Source organism: Moorena sp. SIO1F2 (assembly GCF_010672755.1).
Lineage (GTDB): Bacteria > Cyanobacteriota > Cyanobacteriia > Cyanobacteriales > Coleofasciculaceae > Moorena.
Map to the genome: position 1 here is coordinate 1 of NZ_JAAHFV010000371.1, position 6,088 is coordinate 6,088.

Genomic DNA, 6,088 nt, shown 5'->3' on the forward strand with positions numbered 1-6,088 from the left:
AGAATCCGTTCTAGAGGTACCAATGTAAATGGTTCCTATGATGAGGAGCCGGATGATGCGAAAGTGTCATGTCCGGTTCTGAAGACGAGTCGGTGGGGCGACTCACCGGCTTAGTTTAATCAACCACTAGGTTTCTACCTGGTGCTATACAGGTCATTCCTGCTGATGAGCAGGTTTGTACAGGTTAAATGTTGCACTCTTTATAAAAGACTATTTATAAAGTAAATCTTAATACAGCTAGAGTAATCAAAATGGGTGGGTTACGGTGGACAGCTCTGTTATAAGATGAGCTTTTATCTTGGTGCGCGTTCACGCTTGTCGGGAAACCCGACCGGGGTCGGATCGCTACAGCACTCGCCCCCGATCCAACCCATTTAAGCTTTATTTAACAAACAGTCTCTAAAATATATCCCATATTCTGATTACCAAACCAATGTTATCTGATTGGGTTGATCAGAAGGGTTTGGCAGCCAGGTGGTCCATAGAGAGACAGGGGGTTTGAGAGGAAGGTAGCTCCTACAGCCAATGACCAATGGCTCAGTCATAACCCAGTAGGCATTTTAGCTGAGCATGGGTTAGACTTTGACAACTTGCCCAAGGTATTTGAAGATCCTTATCAACAAATCTTGGTCAATGGTAACTTCTTATACTGAAATAATTTTAGTTCACAGTAAATAAATTTGGATTAATATAATCGTATCCCCGTTTTTTAGATCAAGCTGATAAGATATCCATGAGTGTTAACACAGTGCCATCTACCCCTTCTATCCGTTACTCAATCGATGTGATCCAAGACGAAGCACGTCGCTTGGTGGATAAAGGATTTGTCAGTCGTCAACAGCCCATTTACGTTCTTTGCCAATATATTCCAGCTCGAGAATGGCTGTGTGTGGAGTGTGAGCTAGAGCAGTGCGAATTCCTGCTAAGAGACCGCATTGCTGACCTGATCGGTTCTCAACAATGGGAAAATGACTAAGGGACCTCAGTGACACAGCATAGAAGCTGATCCTTAGACAAAAAAGTGCGATCAAGTCGGTAACCAGCAAAACCCCATCAATGCCACCGATAAAGGCTATAGTGACTTACCGGATTGGTTGGGCAACCGTCAGCGGTTGAGTAGATCTCAGCAAACTTCAGGGAATGGTGTTGGGGAGTAACAAAGCTGCCATTTTTAGTAAAAAGCCTTGAGTTGATGGTATCTCAGCGCTGAGTGGGTAAATCCATGTTTATGGGAACAGAAATGTCAGAGATTGAGCGGAGTTTCTGTTTCCCGTGCTTGATTTCTTGCCTATTAGGCTCCCGCTCTAGTCTCCCACTCAGACCTGAGTTTTTTCACGCTCCGCGTAAATCTAACTATTACTGTCTGATTTACGCAACTCCTCTAACTCCTTACGAAGATCAGCAAGTTGTGTTGTCAGTTCCTCAATATCATCCTGTGCATTGGACTGAACAGGATTGTTAGATGATGGTGCAGTAGGATCACTGGAGGTACCTGTTGTCGGTGGATCCACGGGATTACCTGGTTGATTCAACATCTGCTCAATAAAACGTCGGGCTTCAAGTTCAGTAGTCTCTCCTTTTTCCGCCCACTCAGTCATCTGTTGATTGAAATCTGACTGAAACTGAGCCAGACTTTCTTCACGCTTGTCAGGGTCTTGCAGGGTTTCAACGAAAGAGGCTGTTGCCCCCAAGGAGGCGCGAAACCCAGTTTGCAGTAATTCCAGGAGATTGTTGGAGTTCATTTATACTAACGATTTCCCATAAATTTTTTCTTAAGAACGTCCCACGGACGTGCAGTTCATCTGCTATGGAAGAGCCGAAACGGTTAACAAATTCTTCCCCATCTTAACCATCTCCCCCTGTTGCCTCTGACCCGCCTGTTGCCTCTGACCTTAGTTTCTTGAGAGACATTAGGAGTTTCTTGAGAGACATTAGGCAGGATCTGACACGACAACAGTTGCTGGAAATGACACCCAAGCCTTCAGCTGACTTGTTCCAAATACAGGTTAACATCTTCTACCACACGAGTCAGTTCAGCTTCCGTACTCAAGCGGATGCGATCATCTCTGAGAGTAATTAAGACAATAGCCGCAAATGGAGAAGGATAGATATTGGGATTGCAGAAAATCTCAAGAAAGACATCCCCAGTAAATTGGTACTCCATCGGTTTTTGAGGCTTGGGTCTACCACCACTAGATACCTGAGCAGCAGCTTTCAGACTCTGCATCAGTTGGTAAAGCTCACTTTGCAATTTTTTGGCAGCATCGGCGGTGAATGGAAAAGACACCGAACCATCATTAAGATTTAATTTAAGTGGTATAGCGGACATAAGGCAAATCTGAGATTTTATGGATTGTTTGTTAATCGTTGTTGATAAGTTAAGTCGGTAAAAATAAACGAGACATTCTACCCAGGCGATGCAGTTCAAGTCAACGGTCAACGGTTAACTTCAAGGGCAAAAACATTAAGTCCTTATTATACTTTCCTATTGGGATTATACTTTCCTTTGGGGACTAACATCGGTCCCCAATGACTATTAATCCAAGCTGATAATCAAAGCTGAGGCTCTGCTTGGGACGTGGTAGCCAAGCTTTTCTCTTTGTCCCGCTTCCGCTTTTTGGCATACAGCTGAATTGAGGCAGCCATTACTATAATCATCGCAAGAATTAACCAAGAGGTAATATCTGTAGGCAAACTGTTCTTAAACACTGCCAGTAAAACAATTACCATCAGCAAGACAGTAGGTGCCTCATTGAGAGCACGAAACTGCTGACCAGTCCAACTGCATTCATTGGCAGCCAGCCGTCGCATAATCCTACCACAATAGAAATGATAGACCAGTAAAAGGGCTACAAAAGCCAGCTTGATATGTAACCAACCTTGCTTGAGCACTTCTGGTTCTGTTAGCAGTAGACCAATTGCCATCGCTACCGTTACCACCATACCTGGGGTAGTAATTATGTGATAGAGACGTTTTTCCATAATCTCATACTGATTTTTGAGAATGGTTTGGGCAGGTTCGGGCTCTTGTGAAGCCTCTGCATGATAGACAAACAGACGCACCAGATAAAACAGACCGGCAAACCAAACCACTACACCAATGAAGTGAAACGCCTTGAACCAGAAATAAGCCATAGATTGTGTCCTCCATTATTACAACAGCGTCATGCAGCTGAGCAGTGTCTAGCCTCCTGACTTCAGCTATAGCGCGTGTCGCGTATCAGCTATCAGGTTCTTGAGGGAAGTCCCACGAATAATCATATACTCACGGTCCTCAGCCAAATGCCTAAGTTTTCCTTGCTTCAAAAGCTTAGTAGACCAGAGCTGATCGCTAAATGCTTACGATTATCTCATGTCTTCTTAAACTCATACAAAAACCATACAGATTCAAACAGATAGATGAACCATAGCGTAAACCTGGGGTTGAGACAATGGACAAATAAAAAGCGATGCAGAGGTGCGACCCGTGGCGAATTTAATTACGGGTCAAGCGCACCTAAGCGGTCTTGGGGTAAACCCCCACTTGCGCTTTGCATGGCTGACAGGGAAACGTTTTACTTAACCAATGTCAAGGGTATGATTAATGCCAACAGCATGCGAGAAAAAAGAAGATCACCTCGCCAACAGACCTCCATTTCTTATCGATTGGCTGGTCTCTTCTCAGCTCGTCATCCAGTCGTTAATATTAGTCGAGGAGGTTGCAGCATTTACAGTGAAAAAGCTATTCCAGTCGGTCAAGTTATCAAAATACAGTTTTTCTTGCCACAAAATCACACAGTTACTGCTACAGTTAAAGTCATGTGGTGCAGAGAATCTAAAGTAAATTCCCTAGCAAACTATAGAGCTGGTTTACAGTTTGTAACAGTCTCACCAGAAAGTCTAGATTGTCTGTTAGGTCTGCCAGCAACACCTATTTCAACGCCTCAACTTCAGCTGAATAAGTTACTAAGAAATGATCCGGCTAAGACTTCTAACACCTGCTATACCTAATCCTCATACTAAGTTGCGCGTCCAGAAAAGATATTACCCTTTGAAGAGATGACGGGTGATGGAGTTAATGATTAATAGGGTAAGCAGTTACTACTGATTAATTTTAAGTATTAATGGCTCTCCTAGACTGATTATAGTAAATTAGTAGTTGAAATGAGCTTAACCCCTTAAATAGCAAGGGATTCAATCAACTATAGCGTTTTTTAAGCTAGTAAGGTACAAGTTTTCGGGTTTTAGGGAGCAGGGAGCAGGGACTTCGGAGCAGTGAAGTCAGAAGAGGGAAAAGGTAAAAAAATATGTGTACCTCATTAGGGGAAAAACCGCTATAAAAATACATTTTTATTGAAATTGCATTTTTCAATCACTCAAAGCATTACTGGGCAAGCACTATAGCGCTTATTTGATCAGAATTTATCATAGCCACTCTAGGAGAGCCCTATTAATTTTAAGTATTAATTTTAAGTAAACTTGGGATAAGTTGCAGGGCAAACGCATCTAAATTAGATTGACAAATAAGCAAAAATGTGCTAAACACAACCCAGGTTAAGTTGAGCACCAAATATGAGATAATGACTTCATGACTAATTTTTAAGAACTCGTTGGCGTGTCTGACAAATGAACAATGGTGTCTTGATGCAGTCGCTCATGGTTTGAATTTACCGTAAGATAGGGTCGCCTTATTAAAAAATATTTAACCCTTTTCTGCATAACCTGCTAACTATAAAGGCTCCACTATCTAAGGTTTTGTCTCCGGGGGAAACCACGGCAGTCGCTCATGGTTTGTTCGCGTTCGCCTTTGGCGTGGCCTACGGCCAAGCGTCGCCTTTGGCGATAGTTACCGTAAGACAGGCTCGCCTTAATCAATAAGTTTTAACCATGCATCTGCATAGCCTACCAACCATAAAGGCTCAACGTAATCAGGTTTCGTCTCCGGGGGAGACCCCCAAGACCGCGCTGCCTCCCCTGTTCCCTTGCTGCATCGCTTTAATATGCTGACCTTGAATAGTTGAGGAAGTGTAAGCTATCGCAATTAATAAAACTAGAGAAATAAGTCGTTTACCTTCAACCTTAGTCTCCTCTATATTATAACCACCTGTCTTAAAATCTCTAAACATTTCCATGCCTCGCTTCGCTCACCAGGCTTCGCCAACGAATCAAATCTTTTTTTATAAGCTGAAATCGCCAACTCTAAGCTCTCAAGATTTGTCAGAATAAACCAGGCTTCTTTTGGGGCTATTCCCTTAATTTTACGTTGCCACTTACAAGGGACATTAAAACTTATAAACCCACGGGTTTTTGTCACTTTAAATCCTTGGAGAAACAAAGATAATCCTGGTGTTAAGCCTAAATTATTTAATTGAATCCAAAGATAATTTTTCACTTCGATAAATTCGTTATTCTTAAGACGTAAGCAGAAATATACACCCAACGACTGGAGAGGCTGCGCCAGCTTGAGTGAGCAAAATTATCTATCCCCTAATAGACAAACTTTATAATTTTTTAAAAGTGGCATCACTGAAGATAGGGCAGTTTTCTGTTCATTAATATTGCGCTTACCCTAATTTGGGAAGTAATTCAAAATATATAGGAAAGGCTCTGTCTTGATGCAGCCGCTCATGGTTTGAACGCGACTGCATCAAGACAGTGAGCGACTTTTGTGGAATAAAACAACCACTGAAGTTCGTTTTTACATAAGTAGTTTGGAAAATAATGCTGATAAAATTGCTAAAGCTATCCGCAGTCATTGGGGGATTTAAAACAGCTTACATTGGATATTAGATGTCACCTTCTCTGAAGAGAGTAGTCGTATTCGCAAGGATAATTCTCATGAAAACTTGGCTTTACTAAGTCGTTTAGCTTTAAATATACCAAAGGGAACAGGGAACAGGGAACAGGGAACAGGGAACAGGGAGTAGTGAGTAGGGAGTAGGGAACAGGGAACAAAATTCTCACAATTCATTTAGGATTGCTATATAATGAAACAAGAAGCCAGCTTTAAAGGAAGTTTAAAGATGAAACGCGCTTCGTGCTGCTATGGACAATAACTATTTAGTCAAAATTTTAGCATCTGCCAGTAAATAACTAGGGACTTGTTAGT

The 6,088-nt window shown here is 42.2% G+C and carries 6 protein-coding genes and 1 pseudogene; 2 read left to right on the forward strand and 5 right to left on the reverse strand.

The window, feature by feature from the left end:
* Positions 1 to 733 precede the first annotated feature (733 nt).
* The gene (locus F6J94_RS28455; RefSeq protein WP_070395448.1) at positions 734 to 976 is read left to right on the forward strand and encodes a DUF4327 family protein; all 243 of its coding nucleotides are present in this window, start codon (positions 734 to 736) and stop codon (positions 974 to 976) included.
* A 373-nt stretch (positions 977 to 1,349) separates the two neighbouring features.
* Here F6J94_RS28455 and F6J94_RS28460 read toward each other — a convergent pair whose 3' ends face one another.
* The 3 genes from F6J94_RS28460 to hemJ all read right to left on the reverse strand — a co-directional run bounded on the left by F6J94_RS28460 (position 1,350) and on the right by hemJ (position 3,135).
* A complete protein-coding gene (locus F6J94_RS28460; protein WP_293046596.1) occupies positions 1,350 to 1,742 on the reverse strand; it encodes a hypothetical protein in 393 nt (130 codons plus the stop codon).
* A gap of 239 nt (positions 1,743 to 1,981) precedes the next feature.
* Positions 1,982 to 2,329, reverse strand: a complete 348-nt coding sequence (locus F6J94_RS28465; protein ID WP_293017912.1) for a hypothetical protein — start codon at positions 2,327 to 2,329, stop codon at positions 1,982 to 1,984.
* A 224-nt stretch (positions 2,330 to 2,553) separates the two neighbouring features.
* Positions 2,554 to 3,135: a protoporphyrinogen oxidase HemJ gene (hemJ, locus tag F6J94_RS28470; protein ID WP_293017911.1), complete on the reverse strand. Its 582-nt coding sequence runs from the start codon at positions 3,133 to 3,135 to the stop codon at positions 2,554 to 2,556.
* A 399-nt stretch (positions 3,136 to 3,534) separates the two neighbouring features.
* Between hemJ and F6J94_RS28475 the strand changes: the two genes are divergently transcribed.
* A complete protein-coding gene (locus F6J94_RS28475; RefSeq protein WP_293046599.1) occupies positions 3,535 to 3,990 on the forward strand; it encodes a PilZ domain-containing protein in 456 nt (151 codons plus the stop codon).
* Positions 3,991 to 4,973: 983 nt separating this feature from the next.
* Here the strand turns inward: F6J94_RS28475 and F6J94_RS28480 are convergent.
* Both F6J94_RS28480 and F6J94_RS28485 read right to left on the reverse strand, forming a co-directional pair.
* Positions 4,974 to 5,588, reverse strand: a pseudogene (locus F6J94_RS28480) (IS4 family transposase); the annotation flags it as partial.
* Positions 5,589 to 5,815: 227 nt separating this feature from the next.
* Entirely contained in the window at positions 5,816 to 5,950 is a 135-nt protein-coding gene (locus F6J94_RS28485; protein ID WP_293046602.1) for a hypothetical protein, read from the reverse strand.
* Between the last annotated feature and the right edge of the window lie 138 nt (positions 5,951 to 6,088).

What these genes read in the sequence shown, in the direction of transcription:
- F6J94_RS28455 (WP_070395448.1), top strand. Translation starts at nt 734, where the DNA reads ATGAGTGTTAACACAGTGCCATCTACCCCTTCTATCCGTTACTCAATC.
- F6J94_RS28460 (WP_293046596.1), bottom strand. Translation starts at nt 1,742, where the DNA reads ATGAACTCCAACAATCTCCTGGAATTACTGCAAACTGGGTTTCGCGCC.
- F6J94_RS28465 (WP_293017912.1), bottom strand. Translation starts at nt 2,329, where the DNA reads ATGTCCGCTATACCACTTAAATTAAATCTTAATGATGGTTCGGTGTCT.
- hemJ (WP_293017911.1), bottom strand. Translation starts at nt 3,135, where the DNA reads ATGGCTTATTTCTGGTTCAAGGCGTTTCACTTCATTGGTGTAGTGGTT.
- F6J94_RS28475 (WP_293046599.1), top strand. Translation starts at nt 3,535, where the DNA reads ATGGCTGACAGGGAAACGTTTTACTTAACCAATGTCAAGGGTATGATT.
- F6J94_RS28485 (WP_293046602.1), bottom strand. Translation starts at nt 5,950, where the DNA reads ATGAATTGTGAGAATTTTGTTCCCTGTTCCCTACTCCCTACTCACTAC.